Annotated in this window: 19 protein-coding genes; 2 read left to right on the top strand and 17 right to left on the bottom strand. The window is 37.2% G+C overall.

From position 1 onward, the window contains the following. Nucleotides 1-25: 25 nt before the first annotated feature. From QZL88_RS10060 to QZL88_RS10045, 4 genes are all read right to left on the bottom strand, one after another. Nucleotides 26-2,014: a hypothetical protein gene (locus tag QZL88_RS10060; RefSeq protein WP_296940726.1), complete on the bottom strand. Its 1,989-nt coding sequence runs from the start codon at nt 2,012-2,014 to the stop codon at nt 26-28. A gap of 3 nt (nt 2,015-2,017) precedes the next feature. Next, nucleotides 2,018-2,932 (bottom strand): S49 family peptidase, encoded by a 915-nt coding sequence (locus QZL88_RS10055; protein ID WP_296940724.1) that lies wholly within the window; start codon nt 2,930-2,932, stop codon nt 2,018-2,020. A 54-nt stretch (nt 2,933-2,986) separates the two neighbouring features. Beyond that, a complete protein-coding gene (locus tag QZL88_RS10050) occupies nt 2,987-3,355 on the bottom strand; it encodes a hypothetical protein (protein WP_296940720.1) in 369 nt (122 codons plus the stop codon). 115 nt (nt 3,356-3,470) lie between these two features. Then, on the bottom strand, nt 3,471-3,953 hold the full coding sequence (locus QZL88_RS10045) for a hypothetical protein (RefSeq protein ID WP_296940718.1): 483 nt from the start codon (nt 3,951-3,953) through the stop codon (nt 3,471-3,473). 374 nt (nt 3,954-4,327) lie between these two features. Here QZL88_RS10045 and QZL88_RS10040 point away from each other — a divergent pair, with 374 nt between their 5' ends. Both QZL88_RS10040 and QZL88_RS10035 read left to right on the top strand, forming a co-directional pair. After that, nucleotides 4,328-5,224, top strand: a complete 897-nt coding sequence (locus QZL88_RS10040) for a tyrosine-type recombinase/integrase (RefSeq protein WP_296940715.1) — start codon at nt 4,328-4,330, stop codon at nt 5,222-5,224. Continuing rightward, nucleotides 5,221-5,616: a DUF6642 family protein gene (locus tag QZL88_RS10035; RefSeq protein WP_296940714.1), complete on the top strand. Its 396-nt coding sequence runs from the start codon at nt 5,221-5,223 to the stop codon at nt 5,614-5,616. Before QZL88_RS10040 ends, QZL88_RS10035 begins: the two co-directional genes overlap by 4 nt. 153 nt (nt 5,617-5,769) lie before the next feature. On the opposite strand, the gene QZL88_RS10030 is transcribed toward QZL88_RS10035, so the two are convergent. The 13 genes from QZL88_RS10030 to QZL88_RS09970 all read right to left on the bottom strand — a co-directional run bounded on the left by QZL88_RS10030 (nt 5,770) and on the right by QZL88_RS09970 (nt 20,835). Further along, a complete protein-coding gene (locus tag QZL88_RS10030) occupies nt 5,770-7,674 on the bottom strand; it encodes a P-loop NTPase fold protein (protein WP_296940713.1) in 1,905 nt (634 codons plus the stop codon). A gap of 311 nt (nt 7,675-7,985) precedes the next feature. Then, a complete protein-coding gene (locus tag QZL88_RS10025) occupies nt 7,986-8,906 on the bottom strand; it encodes a hypothetical protein (protein WP_296940711.1) in 921 nt (306 codons plus the stop codon). A gap of 79 nt (nt 8,907-8,985) precedes the next feature. Next, nucleotides 8,986-9,174, bottom strand: coding sequence for a hypothetical protein (locus tag QZL88_RS10020; protein WP_296940709.1), 189 nt, complete (start codon nt 9,172-9,174; stop codon nt 8,986-8,988). Between the two features lie 222 nt (nt 9,175-9,396). After that, complete coding sequence (istB, locus tag QZL88_RS10015; RefSeq protein ID WP_296938925.1) at nt 9,397-10,143, bottom strand: IS21-like element helper ATPase IstB; 747 nt, start codon at nt 10,141-10,143, stop codon at nt 9,397-9,399. 22 nt (nt 10,144-10,165) lie between these two features. Then, nucleotides 10,166-11,686: an IS21 family transposase gene (gene istA / locus QZL88_RS10010; RefSeq protein WP_296938926.1), complete on the bottom strand. Its 1,521-nt coding sequence runs from the start codon at nt 11,684-11,686 to the stop codon at nt 10,166-10,168. 146 nt (nt 11,687-11,832) lie between these two features. Further along, the gene (locus QZL88_RS10005) at nt 11,833-12,951 is read right to left on the bottom strand and encodes a hypothetical protein (protein ID WP_296940707.1); all 1,119 of its coding nucleotides are present in this window, start codon (nt 12,949-12,951) and stop codon (nt 11,833-11,835) included. Between the two features lie 5 nt (nt 12,952-12,956). Next, nucleotides 12,957-13,937 carry a hypothetical protein gene (locus QZL88_RS10000; protein WP_296940705.1) on the bottom strand — a complete coding sequence of 327 codons (981 nt, stop codon included), beginning with the start codon at nt 13,935-13,937 and terminating at the stop codon, nt 12,957-12,959. A 47-nt stretch (nt 13,938-13,984) separates the two neighbouring features. After that, a complete protein-coding gene (locus QZL88_RS09995; RefSeq protein WP_296940704.1) occupies nt 13,985-14,599 on the bottom strand; it encodes a hypothetical protein in 615 nt (204 codons plus the stop codon). Next, nucleotides 14,596-15,534 (bottom strand): hypothetical protein, encoded by a 939-nt coding sequence (locus QZL88_RS09990; RefSeq protein WP_296940703.1) that lies wholly within the window; start codon nt 15,532-15,534, stop codon nt 14,596-14,598. Before QZL88_RS09990 ends, QZL88_RS09995 begins: the two co-directional genes overlap by 4 nt. A 272-nt stretch (nt 15,535-15,806) precedes the next feature. Beyond that, nucleotides 15,807-17,075 (bottom strand): ATP-binding protein, encoded by a 1,269-nt coding sequence (locus tag QZL88_RS09985; protein WP_296940702.1) that lies wholly within the window; start codon nt 17,073-17,075, stop codon nt 15,807-15,809. Between the two features lie 473 nt (nt 17,076-17,548). Beyond that, on the bottom strand, nt 17,549-17,890 hold the full coding sequence (locus tag QZL88_RS09980; RefSeq protein WP_296940698.1) for a hypothetical protein: 342 nt from the start codon (nt 17,888-17,890) through the stop codon (nt 17,549-17,551). Nucleotides 17,891-17,931: 41 nt separating this feature from the next. Next, nucleotides 17,932-18,543 carry a DUF1566 domain-containing protein gene (locus QZL88_RS09975; protein WP_296940695.1) on the bottom strand — a complete coding sequence of 204 codons (612 nt, stop codon included), beginning with the start codon at nt 18,541-18,543 and terminating at the stop codon, nt 17,932-17,934. A gap of 39 nt (nt 18,544-18,582) precedes the next feature. Then, nucleotides 18,583-20,835: a DUF1566 domain-containing protein gene (locus tag QZL88_RS09970; RefSeq protein ID WP_296940692.1), complete on the bottom strand. Its 2,253-nt coding sequence runs from the start codon at nt 20,833-20,835 to the stop codon at nt 18,583-18,585. Between the last annotated feature and the right edge of the window lie 263 nt (nt 20,836-21,098).

Below are 21,098 nucleotides of genomic sequence, written 5' to 3'. Positions count from 1 at the left end.
GGAGCTCTGAAGCTCCGGTATAAATTTAAGCTGAAACTTTACGTTCAAGCTCCAAGAAGTTTCCGGTAGGACGGGTAGCAGTGTAGGTTTCTCCATCTTCAGTCGTTTCCTGATAATCTTCCAGTTCAGCATATACTTTAATGTAATCCCCTACTTTGGTCGGAACAAACTGAGATTGTATTTTTGCAAATTTGCCAGTTTTGTTGACTTTAGTAGCATTGTTCAAAGAGCCACACACGATTTTGTACACCCTGTCTTGCTCGAAGTTCTCAATATCAGTTATCACTGCAGCTGCAGTATTTTCACCGGTAAGGAACAGTGTGTTCAGACTACCATCAATCTTCGATACGTCCGGATCCAAATCTGTTGCAGGGAAGTTGGTGAATACATACTGATGCTTGAAGTTCGATTTCTTCAATAGCTCGAGGTCTTTATATCTCACTCCAGCCTGGCGGAGTCCGGATCCTTCTTTCCAACGAGACATAACGCCCAGAGACTCCCAGTCACGTTCAAAGTAGAACATTACCATTTCGTTCGGCTTATCCTCATAATTCTCCATATTACCTGGGAATGTAAGAATTACCTTGTAGTCGGTATTCTTCATATTTGGGACCCAGATGATTTTTTCCGGGGAGATATCGATCAGGCCTTCTTTTACCCCTGTGAAGTCATTGTCTTTACCATATTTGGCGCGGAACAAACGAGTATAGGCTCTTTTGTGTTTTCCATTTGCATAGAAACTCATTCCTTCCATCGATGGCAGTATCTGTTCAACCCGATCGTATATTTCTTCGAAATAATCGAGTATTGTACTGTTATCATATGTTTTCATGTCCAGAAACGGAAGTACCTTGTATTGTTCTTCCACTCTTTCCACTGCTCTCAGGATACCATCTGCCCCAAACATGGCAGGATTGTCTTTTACATTTTGTTGTGGAACACGTACGCCGATTACACGGCGCTGGTTACGTTCATTATGTAGAATCTGTCCGAAGTGAACCATGATCCATTCAATGAATGTCCACTTGATAACGTTAGAGCCTTCACGGTTCAGATATCCAATATATTGTTTCTCCAAGTCGATCAGGTCTTCAAATAAAAATTTGAACATCAGATCGTTTACTGCATAAATTTCAGCAGTAAAGTTTGCCCGGCCCTTATATATCTTGCCTTTACGGTATCCCTGGGATAGCTCCCCGAAGTGAGCTCCCGGAACAATTTCCTTGTTTTGCACATTGGAGACCATCGGGAAGATATGATCCACACTCGGGAGTGACCGCAAATAAGCCAGGATTATGTCAGTACGGCGAACGATATATTCCCCAGCCTGGCCAAATAAGTCGGAATAATCGATTGATCCCTGGCCAGATACTAGCTTCTCAAAATCGAGAAGATCCAGCATATTATTCTGGTTCAGATAATCGACACGATTTCTCAACTCTGTAGAAAGTGCCGTTACAGCTTCTTTGAATTCAACACTTTGTTCCGGAGTGATATCGGCTTCCGATTCGTGTGCTTTTCTGGCTACCATCAGGTTGTTATACCACTTAGCCCGGGCGAAAGTAGGACTTTCAATTCCGAATAGGTATGCAGTAGAGTGTGCAGACAATCCTAAAGTAGTAGCAATGACCAGAGTAGATGGTTTCTCTGCCTTTACTTTCTCTAATGGCGTATCGTCTTCTGTTTGTTTACCAAGGTCTTCAATCGTCTGCCTCTGTTCCTTTACTTTTTTTGTTAGGGCAGGAACTGCTTCTTTTGCTGTCTTCGGAGCTTTGTCTTCTCCGAAGATTGAAGCCAGTTGCATTTGTTCTTCAGCTGAGAGAACACTCTGGCTTTCTTCGTCATCATCTTCGTCTGCTTCTTTATCTGCAGCGAATGTCAGGCCATAGGTAGATTCGTACTCAGTGAAAAGCTGTTTTTGTTCGTCAGCTGTCAAAGAGCCGGCTTTCATCTTTTCACCGAATCCTAGTTTGCTAACTAAGGACATCAATCGCTTTTGCCATTTTTTTTTCATTTTCTATTTTTTAAAAGGTGAATAAATTGATTGTTTTTCTGTATGGAGAATTCTTAATAGGTTGACCGCACCTTCCAGATTGGTTATGGTATCTATCAGTCCGTTCTTTTCAGCATCCTGGGCATAAAAGTCTTTTCCTTCGATAATTCCTTCAACTGACAAATCCAGATTAGGTCTGTTTTGCTTGATTATGTTCTGGAAGTGGATGGCGAAAGGAGAAAGGGATTCTTCTATCAGTATTTTGGGGTTTCCATCTTTTGCTTCGGTATAAGCAAGATTTTTATATTTCGATTCTGGGGGATAAACTGAAATAAATTTCACGCCCCTTTCTTCAAACCACTTGTCATCATTTACGATTTGATTGTAAACTCCGATATTTCCTATCACACACATGGGGTTAGTGGCTGCTAATCTGTCGCAAAATGAAAGCGCATAGATTCCGCCTGAGCAACAGTTACCGTCAATCAGGCCGACACTGGGCTTTGTCCGGTTTCGCATGGCATCCTCCAGTTGGATGATAGATTGAGAAGTTCCTCCCGGTGTATTACATAGAAGAATTGTTCCAATAATATTAGGTGATGCATCTGCCAGCCTGATAAGATCTGCAATATCATCCATCCCATAGTTCCACCAAGAACTATATTTGAACATCGAGCCGATGATAGGGATTATGGCAATAGAGTTTTCATCCAGATCGGCGAATGGATCTTTCTCTATATAGATGTCCCCGGGAGTAGCATATTTTACACAACTGATATTGAATCCAGGAAGGAGATTTACCGGAGTTAATTGTTTCCCTGGTTTTTCTGCTTTTTCCGGTTCTCTTAATTTTTGAATAAGAATCTCCAAGCTATTGAGTGATGAATGGTGCATCAACAGCTTGGACGTCAAGATTTCTTGTAAAAGGAATTCAAACATTGCATTGAAGTTTTATGCAATGTTATCTATATAAGGAGGGGTTATAAAGGACTATTAAAGCGGTTTCGAAGCCTTAAAAGTAAGATTTACATATACCTTATCATCTTTGAACGTTAGTTCTGCAGGGTAGTCGAGAGAGCCGACTATAAATGCTCCGGCATCTGTGTAAAGCCGGATAACATAATATCTTAGTGGAAACTTTATTATATATGATTCCTGAGTGGGCCTTATTTTGGCTGTTACAGTTTCATTTACTACTGGTCCGGCATCCGGAGTTTGTGATTGACTGCTATATTCAGCCTTTCCTTCAAGTATTAACTGGGTGAATGTTTTACCTGGTTTTAGCGTTACCTGGTCAGCATACATTTTATCGATGTCCTGAACATGGACGAGCTCGAGCCTCTTACAAATTACCTTATTCATAGCATAATGTGTTGTATATCAACAAACCCGCACTTTTGCCGCACTTTTGCCGCAAAAAAAAGGACAGGAAGGTAAGGTTTGTCGCTGTGTTTTAACTTTAATTAACCTATTCTTTTTATCTGGTAGCATAGGCCTTTTTTCTATTTCTTACTTTCTGTCTCCATCTTGAATAATTCTTTGTTACAGACTCCGAATCAAAGGACTCAATTCCTAGTTCAGCGACAAACATGAAGCCGGCGTCTTTGTAGGATATTCCTTCTTCGTGTTTTTTGTGATCCAGGTATTCATGTAAATCAGCGCGAAAGAAGAGTTTAAGTGACTTATTAAATAATTTTGCTCCTTTCTTGCTGACATAGCTATATACTTCGGGTTTCTTGTTACCCTCTCTGCGGTGTGGAATAACTATTTCCAGATTTCCATCTATTTCTTTAATATGACGGGGCTTTTTTATTGTTATAGAGGATAATATGTCATATAGATATATATTCTCTGGGATTCTAACTACGGATGTATGATTTCCATCCTTATCTTTCACTCCCCATTTACCTCGGAGATATTCGGCCAGATAATCTTCAATCGTAAATTTGGTAGTATGCATTTTCTTTATAATCTACTTAAAATATAATAATCAGTAAATAATAAAAATATCAATAGTTATTATTTTGTTGACATATACAAATATAATAATTAATATAAATATTTTATAATCAATTTATTATATATTTAAAATATTAGGACTGAAAATCCTTGTGTCCCCGGTTCGATTCCTGGTGGCACCACTTTTAAAAACTTATAAAACGTTGTAATTGAATAGATTACAGCGTTTTTTCTTTTTAGTTGGGTAAACATAGGTTAAACATTTAGATGATTAATAGATAAATACCTTATAATTAGATATTTACATTTGAAAATGTAAGATATTTTTAGTAACTTCAAGTAATTACTTAGTAAATAATCACTAAATTAAAAACGATGGAGTTAGTAAACTACAATGATGTATTACAATTAAAAAACAGTATTTTTGATTGTATAGATATAACCGAAAACACACGAAAAGAGTATCTGACCCGGATTAAACATTTCATTCATTTTGTAAAATTACATGGAATTAATTCCAATACTTACTTAGAGTATAAACGCTATTTAAGTTCTATTGACACGCTAAGTGTTTCCACAAAAAACAAGTATTTAATTTCCGCTAAGATTTTCATTGATGGTCTGAATAACTTACAACGATTCCCTTTTCAGATTAATACAAAAGTAAGAGGATTTAAACAAAGCAAGCTGCATAAGAAAGACGGTCTTTGCAATGAGGATATTTCTAAGATTGTAGATTATTGTTCTTCATTAGAGCCGACAATTCAAAACTTGCGTTTAAAGTCTATTTTATCACTGCTTATATTTCAAGGTTTGCGCCAAGTAGAAATTACACGGCTGAATGTAACCGATATTAACCTGAAAGATAAGACCGCTTTTATTATAGGTAAGGGGCAGGACGATAAAGAGCTTATACATTTGCATCCCTCAACCATTAAAGTATTAAAAGAATATCTACATACAAATAGGATAAGAGAGGGTGCTTTATTCCGAAGCGGAAGTAATTTCTCTTCGGGAAGTCGGCTAACAACTAAATCCATACGAGAGATAATAAAGAAAGTTCTAAATGATCTAAATATTGACGGAAGTATCCACGGTTTCCGTCATTTTTTTATAACCAAATTAATAAAATCTTACAAGGGTGAATTACTAACTGTTTCTAAATACAGCCGCCATAGAAGTATTCAAATGCTAGAGGTGTACAATGACGAGATAATAAGGAAGCAGGATTTGCCGCGTTTTTATGATGTATTTAGCGATATTATACTATGAGTGATACAAAGACATACGAAAGAAATATCTATTGTTTAGAGGGTAACTGGAATAAGAATCCGAAAAGCCATCAAAGTGTAAAACCAATGCTCGAATTACTTCGTACTTTTGCTAATATCAAATATGTATATTATAAATGCGATACTAAAGAAGAATTCTACAAACGCTTACAACAATTCACAAAAGGAACTTATAAAAACTATCCTGTTTTATATTTGGCGTTTCATGGCAAACCTAACCGCATCGAAGTAGAAAAACAACACATAACACTAAAAGAGATTGCAACGGCTTTAGAGGGTAAATTAGCCGGCAAAAGCCATTTAACGGGATACAACAACCTCACGCTAATTATACTATGCGTACTTCTGAAAAGAATATCCAACACTTTTTGACAACTACAAATTGCCAGTTTATTTCGGGCTATCGTAAGAGAGTAGATTTTATTGATGCTTGTGCTTTTGAATTATTGTATTTTGATTTGTTGCAGAAATATTGCTATACAAGCCATCTTTCAAATACAATAAATAGAAACCACCCTATACTATCTAGGAATTTGAGTTTTGATATTGTTTAAGTTCAATGTTTATTTTTTCAATATATCCATTTATAGATTCCTGAAATTTCCTATAACAATATCCGCTAACTGTTTTTTTTGCGTATTGTTTCTCTCCTTTTTTTAATAGAGATTGGAGACCAACGAGGAAAGGTAAGAAATCCTTTAAATAATATATATTTGAATATTTACTTAAAACAACATCTATACATCCAGTTACTTTATATTTAGCTTCTGTATTTGCTCTAATAAATGAGAGATAAAATACCTTTGTATCTATTTTATCAAGTATTCCATGAATACCTTTGTCATAAAGGAATAAGCAAAAATCATATATGCTTTTTTTACACATATCTTCATATTCTTCAATTTTAGTTTTGTCAATAATCTTTTGATATTTTTGATATTTTAAATCTAAACAGTTTATTATTTCTGTTTTATATTCAGCTAAAGAGTCCTTTTCATTTCTTGAAGCATGAAGCCTATCCTTAAAGGATTCATAATATCTAAAATTGATATCCGCTTTATTTAGACCTATTTTAATCCTTTTTACTAAACGTGCGGGATTGTAGTTTAAGATATTGTCAAACCTCAAAACAAAATATAGACAATTCACATATCTTTCAGGGTCAGAATATAATCCTTTTTCTATATAACTAAGCAATTCCTTAGTTCTTTCTCTATATTCCTTTTCTGATAATAAGAAGCAATTATCTCTTGATAATACATCAAATAATATTTCTATTTTAGACTTTGAGTTATCATATACATGATAGTCTTTTTTCAATTGTTCAATAAAACTTTCTTTATGAAAAATTGCACCTCCAGTAACAAAATCATAAATTGATTGGTAAAAGGTCGGCATAGCAGGTGCATAATACTTATGATAATATTGCCCGGCATAAGATTGATTATCTTCTGTAAGTTCTACTGTTCCGTTATTAGAGTGAAAATCCTCTAACCAAAGAAAACTCCAACAATTATCTATGCCGTTGTTTTCCGAATACGTTATTTTCCCTAAGCGATATTCTTCTGAAATAACAATTGTAAAATATAGTAATGATTTTAATATTTCAGCTTTATTGTTTTTAATTTCAGTATATTTATCCAATAAAGGCTCTATTAAATTAAAGACAGTTTGAAAACAGGATAGGGCATATTTTAAGGTTCTAAGATTTAGAGAAGTTTTGGAAAACGTTTCCAAAATGAAATCTAATTCTTCTTTTAAATATGATCTATAATCACTATTTGTATTAAGACTTTCAATTATACCATTAATAGAAAAAGATAAATCGGGATTAAATTCAATAGTATTACCTACAATTTTATCTTTTATTTCTTTCCAATTATTTTTTCCTTCCGTTGTTTTATTATCCTTAATTTCTTTCTCATTGGCAATTAATATGATTTTTGCAGAATAGTTTTCTAGTAGTAAATTTATATACCCTGCTAGTTCTTTTATATTTAACTCATCATTTTTTCTTTCTATATCATCAAAGCATAATATTAAATCATCAAATCCCCGTATATTTAAGGTATTAGGAAGAATATCCGAAGTTTCTATCTCAACATTATGATATGAAGCAAATCCTCTTATACAAGCACTAGCGATAGATGTTGCCAATTTAGCTTTCTTCCCATTAATCTTATAAATAGATAATAATATTTGAGTCTGTAAATCTTCAATGGTTTTTATGCCAAATAATGATATATATACAGGAATAAATTTTTTAGAATTGTTTTTTTCATAATTATTTATCTCTGTATTTTTAATTAAAGAAACTAAAGTGTTATTATAATAATATGTTTTTCCGATACCCCATTTTCCTGTTATAAATAATGCGTAATCAGTATTTAGTTTTAAGTAGTTTCCAACAAGTTCTTCAATATGTTTCATTATAATAGTTTGATTTATTTGTGTTCTACAAATATGTTTTATCTGTTTAATGATACTTTAGGGCAAACCTCTGATTTTAAAATTACAACTTTAATATTATAAAACACGGTTAATAAAATAATATTTTAAGGTTGTTTAGACGATATGTAAAGCAATCATACTATTTAAAACGATATATATAATATATATCTTGTTTGCCTAAAAGTATCATTAAACAGTACGGAACTTTACATATATATACTATAAATCTATTTTATTTTATACAACTTTTTCCCCTATATTGGATTGTGTAATTATTTATAAACTCCTGTTCATTTTTTGGAAAGAGCCTCTATGCCTTTTGCGAATTTTTCTTTTAATTCTCCTGTAAGTTCTCCTGTCAAATTAGGTCTTACTTTCTTAACTAATCTCCTTTTTGCATCCATTGCATTTTTATATACCTTTTTCTTCGGGTCTTTTTCTTCAAGTTCTTTTAAATATTCGATATAGAATTTATAGTTATCTGATTTTATGAAGAAATATTCTTTTACTTCATTGGGTTCTATCCCTTCGTGATTACATGATAAATCTAAAAAGTCAAGTTCCTTAAATATATTATCCATAAGGCGTTTTGCCTTTGGAAGATATATCCCATCAAATATTTTTTCTGCTGTTACTTCTATAAATCCTTTTCTGGTCGCATACTTATTTTTCATCTTTATTTCATATCGTAAGGTGTTTTTTGGAGCTATCTGCTTATCTTGTACTTTAGCGTCATAAGTTTTATCATAGAACTTAATTTCATAATTTGTAAACTTACATCTATACCCCATTACTTTAGTTTCGTATGGTGTCATTGGTATAAAGTCTTTGAATTTATAGCTCTTTATAGTGTATATATACTTCATTGGAGTTCTTGGCATACGAATATTCAACCCAAGTTCTATATTTTGTACCATAAAGCGGTCTTTACTAATTCCGACTTTTTCTTCTAATTGAAGAATCGCTTTTTTAGCTTCATCTATTGTAAAGGATGAGAAATTATTACCCTTGTAATATTTATGCAAAGAACCGTTTATCGTTAAAATCTTATCTTCCGAGGATTTGCGGTACTTAATAGTCAAATTGCCAATATTTCCTTCATATACCTCACTTTCGTATTTTTTCTTGTAAAGTGCATCAAGCGTTAAATCTAAACGTTCTACTATATCAAAATCAACATCTTTGATTAAAAATTTTATACGGTCTATCATGGGTGCGATTATAGAATATAAATTCTATGGGTTACGATTAATAATTCTACTATTTTAAATACAAATGTAGAAATAAATTTTATCCGCCTTTCTTCGGGATAAATATAGAGGGCAGTTTTTCAGATTTGGCCTTTTCTTTTTCGATATAATCAAGCCATCGGGCATATAAGTCTTCGGGCAATTCTTCATAGCCCAGATTATCTATTTGCCTGTAAAAGTCCTGCATCAGTTCAAAATGCTTATATGCTTCGGGAGATTTGTTTTTCATATCTTCGGGCTTTGGGGCATTCAATAAATGCGCTAATGTAAGGGTAAGCCTTGTTTGATACTGTGATTTCAGCATTATACCGTCTTGGAAATAACACTAAAATAGACCCCCATCCGCCAATCTAAATTGACCCCTTGGAAAGTTTTTGTTTAGGAGTAAAAAAAGCAGTCATTTTTTGTTTGTAAAAAGCCATCATTTTTGTCGGTTTTTACTAATTAATTTTTACAAATATAAACATTCCTGATTAGATTTTTTTCTTCTGAGTGATTCACCATGTAGTTCAACCCTCAGTGATTGATGTACTATCCTGTCCAATACAGCATCCGCAATGGTTTTCTCTCCTATAATGTCATACCATTCCTTGACAGGTATCTGGGATGTAATCAGCGTAGACCTTTTCCCGTGCCTGTCTTCTATGATATCCAGCAATGTAACTCTTGCCTGTGAGTCAAAAGGTTGCAATCCAAAATCATCCAAAATAAGCAGGTCTGTCCTTTCTATCCTCTTGAGTTCAGTCAGGTTGGTACCTTTGGCTTTAGCCAGTTTAAGCTGGCCCATCAATTTAGCTGTTGAAGCGTATAGCACCCTGTATCCCATCTGACAGGCATGAAAGCCTAATGCAGATGCCAGATAGCTCTTGCCTGTCCCCGTACTACCTGTAATAAACAGATCCTTGTGTTCCTTGATAAAGTCTAAAGAAGCCAGCCTGTGTACTTCATTCTTATCCAGCCCCCTTTCTACAGAGTAGTCCAGTTGTTCCAATGATGCCTTGTAACGGAAGTTGGCCAGTTTAATAAGCCTGGCTATGGACTTATTCTTACGGTCATCCCATTCACTGTTTACCAGCATAGCGATAAACTGATCAGGTGTTAATGTCTCTTTAATGGAGCCTTCCAGGTTGGTCTTAAAAGCTTCATACATGCCAAATAAGCGCATCTGGCGTAACTTGTCCAATGTTTGATTGTTCATGATTTATTCTTGGTTTAAATGTTTACTGATAATAGTCTTTGCCCCTGATATTTTTATGATTGGGTATGCGTGCAGCTTCATCCTCCAGTTTTAGCTTATCCAGACGCTTGTTCAGGATCTCTTCTATTACCCTGTATCCGTATTGCCCGAAGGCTTGGGCACAGCGGCAGGCATCTATCAGGCGTTCGTTACCCACCCGCCTGGAGAAACTTAGTATGCCTGAACAAGACTTGTAGGCCTGCTCAGGGTATGTTTTTTCCTCCAGCACTTTGGCTATATACTCAGCCACATCCTCATGTATATCCATAGCCTGGGATATAAACTTCTCGGCAGACCACTCGGTCAGGAACTGGTGTTGGGAGGCCAGATGTTCCGTGTTGGTCGTATATTGGTATTTACGTCTGTTACGCACATGTTGGGCAATGAGTTCATGCCGGTAGTAAACCTCTACTGACTGCGAAGTATAAAGGACTTTGACTGTTTTTCCGATATATTTATAGGGGACGCTGTAATAATGGGTATCCACTCCTAAGCGTATATATCCGTTCTTCCAGACAGTAAGCTGAGCCTGTTCTTTCAGCTCATAGCGGATCGGGTTCAGGTCCTGCAACACATCACGCTCAATCTCTTCGAACTGTTGTCTGCGGCTGTACTCCCGTTTATACATAGGTGTGTTGTTGTGTATCTCCAGGGCGACCCGGATAGCAGCGTTCAATGAAGACAGGTCATAGAAGATACGCTTGTCCAGCTTGGTAAAGATTGTTTTATATACCAGTTTTACCGCACCTTCCACCAGGGACTTGTCCCGTGGTTTGTAAGCCCTTGCCGGAAGGACTGTCATCGAGTAATGCTCCGCAAAGCAGGCGAAGGACTCGTTCAACACCGCTTCGTATTTACTGCCCTTGGTTACGGCTGCTCTCAAGTTATCGGGTACAACCACCAAAGGTGCGCCCTCAAAATAGATCAGAGCGTTCTCACAGGCCCGTATCAGGTCTTCTTTCTTCTGGCTGGCTACTGCTTCCACATAAGTGAGTTGGCTACATCCCAGAATAGCAACAAAGACTTCCGTCTCTGTCTTGGTCCCGTCTCCATTATCCAGATGTAGCTTTTGACCTGTAAAGTCGATATACATCTTGTCGCCGGCTTTATGTTCGATGTGCATAACAGGACGATGCTGGGCTAAATACAACCGGATAAAACCGCAAAAGCGGGAGATGCCGTAACCTTCAGGGTACTTCTCTATATACTGCCTGTAGAGCATCTCTTTAGTAACGCCCTTACGCTTGAGTTCCCTGCATATACCCGGAAGCAGAGCCTCCAGATCTACTTGACGCTGGCTCTTCTCAGGATGGGCGGCAACCAGAAACTTCTGGGATAACTCCAGATCGCTCATCCCTGAAAAGGCTTCGTAACTAAGACCTGAACTAAGGAATATGTGCAGGTACTTCTTAATGGTATTGCGTGAGATAAACAACATTCCGGCAATGGCTTTGGTGCCTTTGCCCTGATTATAAAGACGGATTACTTGTCGTAGTTTTAACATACTAATGGTTTTGTTAGACATGATGATAAATTTTTGTTGCTCAGCTTTTAAGTAACAAAAATTTTAACACTTTAAAACAAAACTGACAAGCTTCTGTTTTACTCTTCTTTACCGGGGTCAATTTAAACTGCAGCCAGGGGGTCAGTTTAGATTGTTACATGGGGGTCAATTTGGATTGGCGAGATGGGGTCAACTTTAGCAAATTTTTCCACGTCTAAATCATTATTAAGGTATTTCATTGCTGTATCAGCACATTGTAAATAGAAATCATCCAATCCGTATTTTTGATAATATCCCCTTGCCAGTTCGATAAGCATTTGAGCCACTACATTTGTTTTATCCATTGGCTCAAGGTATATTTTGTTTTGTAATGCTTCGGCTTTTATATAGCTGTTATTCATATAATGTGCATCGCTTAATACTCCTTTACAGGTCAGTTCTATATTATACCATTTTCCCCCATTGTCCTGTATTTTCACAAATGTATGTCGGGGAGAGAAAGACCAATAGGCTTCTGCTCCCATTTCTTCCGCTAATACAAGGTAATATAAGGGCATGGAATAACATTGTCCTTTTCCTGTATGCATAAGGGTTGTTACAAAATGACTGTCATAGCTGTTTCGGGAATGATAATCTTCATAGTTATATTTCACAGGATAATGATATAGTTTCTTTCCTGTACTCTTATCTTTCATAATAAGGGTATCGGAAATGAATCTAAAAATCATCATGTTTTTAACAAGGTTATCATTCTTGTCTAGCTTATCTTCTTCTATTTTCTCATTACATAGTTCTGCAATATCCTTTATGGAATTTTGGTAGTCTTCGTATATGTAGGCATTATCATAATAAGCATTTTCGACAAGGAAAATAGCTTTGCCCAGATTTAAGGACTGTTCTCCTGTAAGCATCTTCTGTATTTCGGTAAAGGCATTATAATAATTTGAAGTGCCGACATTATCGGATTGCATGGAAAAGCCGTTATGTGTCAGCATCAGAATATCACTCTGCTTTTGTATTTCTTTTTGGACTTCTAATTCGTTTACTTCTTTTATTAACGCTGCATTTCTTTGTTGTATATTGGTTAGGCTTGTCGGGTCATGGGGATTTGCGTTATTTCTGATAGTCGGGCTTGTCGGTATAACAGGAGTATTCACAACAGGCTTATTTTTTCCAAAAGAGTCTATAACTGGCAAAGTAGCCTGCGCCATACAATTATATGTATAGCATAAGCATAATATCCATATTGTAAGAAATATCCGCATAAGAATTATTTTTTTACTATTACGGATTTCATTCTGCTGTCGGTATTGTCTTTGAGGGTATCGAGCCATTTCATATACATTTCATCAGGCATCTTCCTGTAACCTAATTCATGTATGTGTGTATATCGTTCTGTCATTTGGCTCATTAGTTCGGGGTCTTCAGATTTCCTGTATAATTCGGTTAGAATCTCTCCTTTTAGTAATAAAGCATTAATATAATTAGGAAAATGTTTTAATGCTGTATTGCAACACATCAACATAAAACTTCCGTCCTCAATACCAAATTTTGCTTGATAGCCTTGTGCTAAATCGACTAATGTCATGGCTACGGATTCTTTTTCAGACAGGGCGCGCATATAGGTTCCGTTTCGGATAGCATTGGTATGTATATAGCCCGAAGCCATTAGCCACGCATCGGTGGGAAAATCGCCACAGGTAAGTTCTATATTATACCAGCCTACTTTTTTGTTGTTCGCTTTAATATAAATATGATTGGGTGCTAATGCTAAGTGTGATTCATAGCCTAATTCATTCATAATGATCTTATAAAGATAGGGCAGGGAATGACAATTACCTTTTTGTGTCTGCATCAATGTTGATACAAAGGTATTAGACCATTCCTTTTGTCCTGCAAAATCTTCGGAGTTATAAGAAAATGGAGGGCGAATTTTGACACCTTCATCAGTTACCATAACTACCGAATCCGTCATAAATACAAAAGCTGCACATTGAGCCATTGCTCTTTCCTTATCTTTTTCTGTATATACAATATTTTCTGATTTAGCTATTTCATCACACATAAGACTACAAATTTCAATGTATTCATCAAAATCTGTTATATTCATTTTATTATCACAATAGGCATTTTCAGTTAGGAAAACGGCTTTGCAAAAATTTACAGTATCCTTATTATTCAACATTTTATTTATTTCTCCAAAAGCATCTTTATAATGCCTTCGGAATATATCCTCTTGTGCTTGTGTCATAATTGTACACAAACATATCAGTAATAAGAGTAAATATTTCATAAAATTTATTCGATTGCTTGATTCAATAGAATTTTTTCCTTCTCTTTTCTAAATTCATCATCTACGATCAATTGTTCCTCAAGTTCTTTCTTTATTTCCTTATGATTATTTAGTTCTTGAAATAAGTTAGGGTCATTCCATCTGTAATAGCCGCTTTTGTATCTTAAAATAAATATAAGTTCATCGGCAATAATATAAGGTTCATTATTATAATAAACTTTAGGAGCTAAAAAATTACCTATGCACAGTTCATCATTCTTCCCATTATGCCGTTTTATTGATACAAGCATACGTTTATCATCATTGAAGGTTTCTATTTTTTCTCTTAATTGTAGTAATGAATCTATCTTTTCTATATATTCAGAATTGACAATAAAAGTATCTATAACTAAAGGTATCATTCCATATTCAAAATATGAATTGTAGTCATTTTCAAGATGGTCTTTTTGAATTGAAGCTATCTTATCACAAGTAATGGCTACATCAGAATCTACACTATGTTGAAAGTAAGTAATAAATATAGTATCTGCCTTTTGCTCACCAGAATTGTTCATATCCTTATTTTGAGAAGTACATGATATAAGCAATAACGTAAAAGGTATTATAATTAAATTTCTCATTCAAACAATTTTTTAAGTCTCTCCAACAGAGATGGGTTATTTTGTTGCTGTGTTTGTTGTGTTTGAGTAGGAGTTGTTTTTGTAGGGTCGTTTACTTTAATATGCCCATGTGAATCATGGTCTTTTCTTGTATATCCTGCCGGATATTCTTTATTTCCTTGAGCCGTTTTTGCTTCTGCCCCTGTAATTACTCTTCTTTCTTCGGCTGTCCCATATTGTTTATCTGGGGTTTCTGCTCTGTTCTTGTGTGCCTCTTTATCTGTCACATAACCAATCCCATGATCCATTTCATGTTCTAAATTCGTCGCTGGCGAACGTGTATATCCTTCGGCTGTTTTACTTGCTTGTTCTGGATTCCAAAAAACAGTTCCTGCAATATGTTTATTTTCTGAATATTGTTTTAGATGCACACCAGTTTCTTTGCTTGTTGCCAAAGCTTTCATACTTTCCCCACCTCCATTAGCAATATTATAATTATATGATTGTATAGCTTTTTGAACAAAGGCATTATTAGGAGCTTGTGCTGCATTTGAACCATTGAAATAAAAAGGTGTTTTCCCTCCATAATGAATTATGATAACCCGTCCGTCAGGATCAATAAATTTAATCGGATTATTAGCGACATAAGCATATGGAGAAATCCAATAGTATTTTTCGCACATAGGGTCTATTGACATCGCAGTAGTTGCTGCTGAAATATCAATAGTCGTAGAATCTTTGTCTAAAAGCTTTATTATCTTTTTAGTTTTAGTATCATATAAGATAGAGCCAATCTCTACAATATCTTTTTTGTCGTGGAATTCTTCAAACTCTCCTTTTGATGAAGTTCCAACTAATACATCATACCCGAATTTACTGAATGGATTATCCCCTGTCTGGGCATTAAGAAAAGATGTTATCAAAAAGACAGGCAAAACAAACAAGAGCTTTTTCATGGTATTCTTTTTGAGAGGTTACTTTATATTCTCCGAATTTATAAATTAATATTCAAATAAATGCTAAAAATGGAATTCTTTTTTAACACTTTCTTTTTATATATAGATAATTTCATTTTCAAAAAATACAGAATTTCAGAAATATTTTATCGGAAATATCTTTTTAATAATTAGCGTGAGGTTGTTATATCCCGTTAAATGGCTTTTGCCGGCCACCTAAATGGATATTGAACGGCTTCACGCTTCTTAAATTAACATATAATACCTCCAAATTATAAAAATTCTCTGAGTTTCCATGCCTGAATATGTCGTATCCCATTATTGGAAGGCAAGGATATGTCATCAAGCGAAACAACGACCTTTTCATAATTATCAGGTATGGTTTCCAAAGGTGAATATTCACGGCGGATTGTTTGTTCATCGACTAATAGATAGGTGCTTTGCAAGTATATAACCCTATCGGATTTTTTTGCAACAAAATCGATTTCTTTATCTCGCATAGCTCCCACATATATCTCATATCCTGCACGGCGGAGTTCCAGGTATACAAGGTTTTCTAACTTATAGCCTATTCCGTAGCCAAATCCGGGATACAGGTAGTTTTTAAAGGACAGGTCATTTATATAATACTTATTGTTGCCTGAGATTGTTTCTTTTCCCCGGATATCATAACGCTCGGCACGGTGTACTAGAAAAGTATCCTCGATATAGCCGATATAATTGGATACTGTATCATAGGTGGTTTTACGTCCGCTACTTTTCATGTAATTAACGATGTTAGTTATTGAAACCAAGTTCGATGCATTATTTACCAAATAGATAAAAATATCTTCCAGTAATTTGGGATCTTTGATACTATGGCGTTGGATGATATCACGTAGTAAGACAGTGTCTTTTATGGCTGAGATATAATTACGTTTGGTTTCATCATTGGGCAAAACAAATAATTCGGGTAATGCTCCGCTTTCCATATATTCTATATAGCTCTGCTTAACCTGCTCTTTATTTGTTATCCCTATGTATTCATTGTAACTGAACGGGAATATCTCAAAATTGACATAGCGCCCTGAGAGAAGTGTAGCCAGTTCTCCGGATAACATTTTTGAATTGGAACCACTTATAAATATCTCGTGAACATCCGTAAAATTCTGAGAATAAGAATTAACAAAATGTTCCCAACCGTCAATATTTTGTATCTCATCAATGAATAGCCATACCTTCTCTTCCGGACGAAGCTTCTCCTTATATAATTTCAATACAGACTCCAACTCTCTATAATCATTAATAAAATCAAAATCGATAAATTCTTTATTTATATAAAATATATTCCGGGAATCTACTCCACTCTTTATTAGTCTGTCTGCTATTTGGCGAAGAATGTAGCTTTTTCCGGCACGACGTTGGCCGACCAGTACTTTCACGAGCTTATTACCAGTATAATCAAATATCCTGTCTGTATAATCCTTTCTGGCAAATCCTAGTTCAGGTACATTACCATTCCAAAAATTAAATTTCTCTAACGCTGAAAATTTATCCTCCATAGCTGAAAATATTTACACAAATGTAATAATATTCTTTTATACTCGAAAATTTCAGATAGCGTTTATTGGTTTTAGTTTCTGTTGGCTTCTTTTCCGAAAGTATTAATATCGTTTAGTTAGTTTTAAAATATTATTGAGTAAAATGGTTTGTATCTTTTGAATATTGCTTATCTTCGTACTTAGAGTCCGACCATCAGAAAACTATAGCAAATTGAAGTAAGTTCATGGTGACTCAATAGGAGATACAATTCTTTTTGTAAAATATAACTTTCATAAAATAAGCCACTTAACAGTATAGTTCTGTTACTGGTGGCACCACGAAAAAACTCGATTATCCTGTGTATCAGATGATTGAGTTTTTTATTTTATCACAAGGGGGCAGTTGTAGGGGACAGAGTGAAAAATCTTTCTCATCTTTTCAGTTCTCATCATTTCTTACTCCTTGCGAGGAAGATGCACAATTTTAGTGTATACTACTCTTTTTTATTGTCGAAATCGACTAAAGTAAATAAAGTCTGCCCCATATCATAAATAGCTTCTAAAAAATACCCGAAAACAGCAATAGCAAAAGCATTTGATAGAATTTCCACTATATCTCCAAAATAGTTTATATCACATTCTATTTCTAATAATAAAAGAAATAATAAGGCGTAAACCAATATTTTGGACGTGTTTGTTTCCGCATCTGCAGGCATACCGGCGGCTACGGTCAAATCGAGGATAGCCTTACTGCCCTCCTTATATACCTTCTGGGCGTAAAGCCCCGCCGGAGCCAACAGCCCGATAAATAATGCCATAATCAAAATCCATTTCATTTTCTATGCCTTTTTTTAAGTTTATTAAATTCAAAATAGGGTTATGGTAATTCCCTGACACAACGTGCACGGTACCCCTGAGCCGTATTACCGACTTGATGTGCGCTCCCATCATAGAAGTTGATGTACCATATGAACCAGCTGCTACTGTCACTGCTGCCCTGCGTAGAACTCAAATAGTTGCCATCAGCTGTGAACATCGTTTCGTAGACAAAGAGGCTTTTAAACGCAGGATAGAAAATCCAAATAAGCATCAGTTCCCGCTGTGTCGGTAACCGCCAGCCGCCGCCGTTGTAAGAAGAATTCTTACACCCGTTGAATGCCGTTATCCAGTTCATCGTAAATGGCCCTGTCGTACCTATTACTCCGGCATCGTTCATGTCATGCGGAGCTACTTCCAACTTCTGGAATACATCCGCGTTTATAGTGCCGTTATGGTCATTATTTGGTATCAAAGTCGAAGAAGCGCTGGGATTAAATAACGCGTAAACCGATGTTTTGGATGTGTTTGTTACCGCATCCGCAGGCATTCCGGCAGCGACCGTCAGGTCAAGGATAAGCCGGTCGCTTGCATCCCTATATACCTTTTGCGCCTTAAGCCCCGCCGGAACCAACAGTCCGATGAATAATGCCATGATCAAAATCCGTTTCATTTTCTATGTTTTTTTAAGTTTATTAAATTCAAAATAAGGTTATGGTAATTCCCTGACACAACGCACACGGCGCGGATTAGTCCTCTCGTCGTAGCTACTGGTTCCATTCTCGAAGTTGACGTACCTGACACCGACATTGATGTCCCTGACACCGACATTGATGTCCCTGGTTCTGTCCGTCGTAGAACTCCAATAGATCGAATTTAAGAATGTAGAGTTGAATTGATATTGGCTTTCAAAGCTGGCATGGGCTACCCAAATGGCCATTAGCTGTTGCTGGGCAGGTAGATACCAGTTATAATTCGGATCGTAAACACTGCTTATTGCCGCTCCGTTCTTTTGCATACACAGATAAGCTGCCGGGTGAGCCGTTGAGTTCAAGTTATATGTATTCCTCTTGCCATTCCATTCGCTTGTTGGTGGCGAAATAGTATTTGACGTTTTCCATTGACTGCCCTCCGATTCATCCTCGCTCTGCACATACAACGGGTATTGAAACTGCCAAACTCCTTCGATCGTTGCCACGAGTGCGCCGCCAAAGTAACCCACATACAGGGCTTCCTCCGCCGTAATAACCACATCCCACGTCGAGCCGTCTTGCCTACGGGAAAAGGTGATCGTTGCCGTCTTGCCGATTTTGGGAGCTTGCAAATCCTTCGCCACCATAGTAAAATTGACTGCATCGCCCGTTGTGGTATTGTTACCACCTGTCCTACCGACAAGGCTGCTTCCGTCTTGCAGGATATTGTCAGGGTCTGCCACTGCTGTTATCGTCCAGCCGAAATTGGCACGTACTCTCAGGGTTTCCGTCTGTGCGTCCAGGATATAACCGCCTCTTACATCGGTAAGCAGGTTATAGTTTATCTGCCGTAAGAATACGCTTGCCGTTGCATACGAAATACCGTTAGTAGTGGTAAAGTCCACTTTCGATACTTTCTCCAGGAAAGGATTGCCACCCTGCGACTCATCCACTTCCAATGCAGTGAACCCTGCGGGTTGTATCGTATAGGTTACCGTACCCGTGCCGCCGTTCCCACCCACAATATTGCCGTGTGGCTCACCCACGCCAGATGGGAAACCGTTTGCGCCAATCACCATACTGCTAACGATAAGGTCTGCATCATTCGGTTGCCAGCTTACCGTAAGCGGTTGCGAGGCAGGGGCAATACCCACCGCGGAAACAAAGACAAGTTCCGTCTGTCCGGCAGCATTCACACTCCCGCCCGATAGCTGGATGCCCAGCGCGCAGTTAAGCGCCTCTGATACTGTTACCGTTTCAGACGGTGTCGACCAGCAACTGCCATCACTGACCACAGCAAACCATGAGCCCACACCAGCCTCTACCTCGTTATGGGGAGAGGTAAGTGGCTGCAATACCCCGTCCTTAAACCAACGCACGATACCTGAAGCTGGCGAGGATGCTATCAGGGTGGTTGTACCACCTGCTCCACAGACAAGTCCGTTGTTACCCCTCACGATAATGGATATAGGTGACGGCGCTCCCGTACCGTCCAGTGTCACGCGTATCGACCGGTTGTTATCGCAGCCTATTTTATCTCCGTATACAATATATTTTCCCGGTTGTGTAGCCGTATAGTTGTAGCCTGTACCTACCTGTTGCCCATTGAGTGTCCATATGTAAGTACCTGCTGCCGGGTATCCCTCCAGATAAAGGTAGACAGCTCCGCCAGAGCACATCGCTGTAATATCATCCAGGCTTTTGATAGCGGGTACGGTCGTTGTTCCGCAACCTGTATCGTCGCCCTTTTGGGTATAGACGAAAAATTCACTGGTACCGCAGGGACTGGTGACCATTACAATAGCCTGGCGGTCACTGGCACGGTCATTGGGTTCAAAGGTCAGGTCAAACTCACCTGCCCCGGCATCAATAACCCTCAGGGAGATATAGTCAGTCCCTGAGACAATGGTAAAGACATATTCCCCGTCTGTCAGGCAGTTGGAGTCAGTTATCTCACAGTGGATCGTTTCCCCTCCGGCCAGGGAGTTGGAGCTGGCGCAGTCTCCTCCTATAAAGGAAGAGCCTCCCGTACAGATGCTAATCCACCTGATACCGTTCCAGTATTCCACACAGTCGACAGAGGTGTTGTAGATAGTCAGCCCCTTGCCCTTGCCAACAATCTCGGTCTGGAAGGCTGTGGATTCTTCGAGGGTCTGGCGCTGCCCGTTTGTAAGACGTGGCAGGCGGAAACCTCCCGTACCGTTGGACACGACCTCCAGGATGGAAAAGTCCTGCGGAGGGGTTCCGTCCCCGACTGTTACCTGCCCCCGCATAGAAGAGAGGTAACAGGAACAAGACCAGCACAAGGGCGTATATCTGCCATTCGGTACAGCACTTTACTCGTTTGTTTTGTGTTTTGGTTATTTTCATAACAGATTTGGTTTAATTTATGAAATGATTATTTGTTTATATGTTAGTTGATAGCTTTTAGCTGATAGTCGTTAGCTTATTATTAAATTCTTCGTTCTCCATAGTTAATTTTTATCTTTCATTATTAATTCTTCATTAATAATGTGATGAGCGCTAAAAAAACGCC

Origin of the sequence: uncultured Dysgonomonas sp. (assembly GCF_900079725.1) — a bacterium.
Lineage (GTDB): Bacteria > Bacteroidota > Bacteroidia > Bacteroidales > Dysgonomonadaceae > Dysgonomonas.
This window is presented reverse-complemented; position numbering and strand designations above follow the sequence as displayed.